Origin of the sequence: Nonomuraea antri, from assembly GCF_013283785.1 — a bacterium.
GTDB lineage: Bacteria > Actinomycetota > Actinomycetes > Streptosporangiales > Streptosporangiaceae > Nonomuraea > Nonomuraea antri.
The window spans coordinates 1-1,467 of the sequence record NZ_JABCPZ010000527.1 but is presented as its reverse complement, the minus strand read 5'-3'; the positions used below and the strand labels follow the sequence as shown (position 1 = coordinate 1,467).

Here is a 1,467-nt window from a genome sequence, read left to right as displayed (position 1 = left end):
GGCTCCGGGGGCGGATCCTTCGGCGGTTCAAGGGGAGGCTTGGGGGCGGCTCCTTCGGCAGTTCTGTCGGTGGGCTCTGGCACAGTTGCGGCCATGGAGATGACGGGGTTCTGGGATCTGGTCGAGGCCTCCGCCCTGGCCTCCGACGATCCCGCCGAGCGCGCCAACTGGCTGGTCGGGCAACTGGCCGCCCGGTCCGCCGACGAGGTGGTGGACTTCCACCTGCACCGGCTCACACTGAGCGAACGCGCGAGCACCCTCCGGGCCGAGGCCGACCGGGTCCTGGGCCGCTGCTCGGACGACAGGTTCCAGCGTTTCGTCCAGTGGGCGATCGGCCAGGGCGAGACCTGGTTCACCCACCTGATCACCTCCCCCGGCCCCGCCCTGGCCGGGTTCCCCGGCTCCGGCAGGCGAGCGTCCGCATTGGGTTGGGAACAGTTGCTGTACGTGGCCCCGCGAGCGTATCGGCAGGTCACAGGCAGAGCGAACAGCCTCCTAGACCCGACACCGAGTATGACCGGCGCCGCATTGACAGCTGAACGAGCCGTAACCCCCCAGCCTTCGCTGAGACGACCACACCGGCCAGATCACACCACATCACCACCGGCGCCAGCGACCGTCCCAGAGGGCTTTGGGTTACCCCCGAAACGCCAATAGAACGCCGGGACACGACACGCACCGCGTCGACAACCCGCCACCACCGGAACGACCCAACCGGAGAAGCCCTTCCCTCGCTACCCAAGACCTGGCCTGAGGCGCGCCGGACCTCAGCGAACCGCCCAGTCGGTGCCGATGGCCGAGCACGGCCGAGTGCGGGCCAGGCCCAACAGCCGAGGCGGCACGGTGGCCCATGCAACCCGAGGAAGCGCCTGGCCCCCGAGAGGGCGGCGAGCGCGCAAGGGGGCACCGGACCGCCCCGAACAGCCGAGGAAGCGCGGCGGACCATGCGGCTCGAGCGAGCGCCTGGCCACGCCTTCCCCGAGAGTGCGGCAAGCGGGCGAGTAGGCGCCGAACTGTCCCGAACAACCGAGGGGCGCGTGTGGGCCATACGGCTTGAGAGAGCACTGGCCGTCCCTCCCTCCTCGCTACCTCCTCACCTCAGGAAGCGGCGAGGAGACGGTGGCTGGCCGATGGAGCGCCTACCACCCAGCAGCGACAGAGGCAACAGCATGGCAACTGGGATGGCAGCAGCAGGAGCGGCAGCATCCGGGGTGCCCAGCGCGACGCAAACCGGCGGCGGCGATCCCAGGCCGGCCCCATTGCCAGGGTGGCGGGGCAGCGGCAGTGCAGTGCAGCGGCAAACGGCAGCAGCGATCCCGGGCCGGTCCCCTTGCCGGGGTGGCAGGGCAGCGGAAGGGGCGGCAGCAGCGGTGCGGCCGACAAAGCGGCAGCGGCTGGGACGCCTGCCATCCAGCGGCGGCCCGCCAGTCGGTCCCGTTGCCGGGTGGCGTGGGTGCGAGGTCAGGG

1 protein-coding gene is annotated in these 1,467 nt (G+C 71.2%); it reads left to right on the top strand.

The annotated features are described in order from the left end of the window. The first annotated feature begins 93 nt into the window (after positions 1-93). Entirely contained in the window at positions 94-657 is a 564-nt protein-coding gene (locus tag HII36_RS55135) for a DUF4240 domain-containing protein (RefSeq protein ID WP_173531377.1), read from the top strand. Positions 658-1,467: the final 810 nt, after the last annotated feature.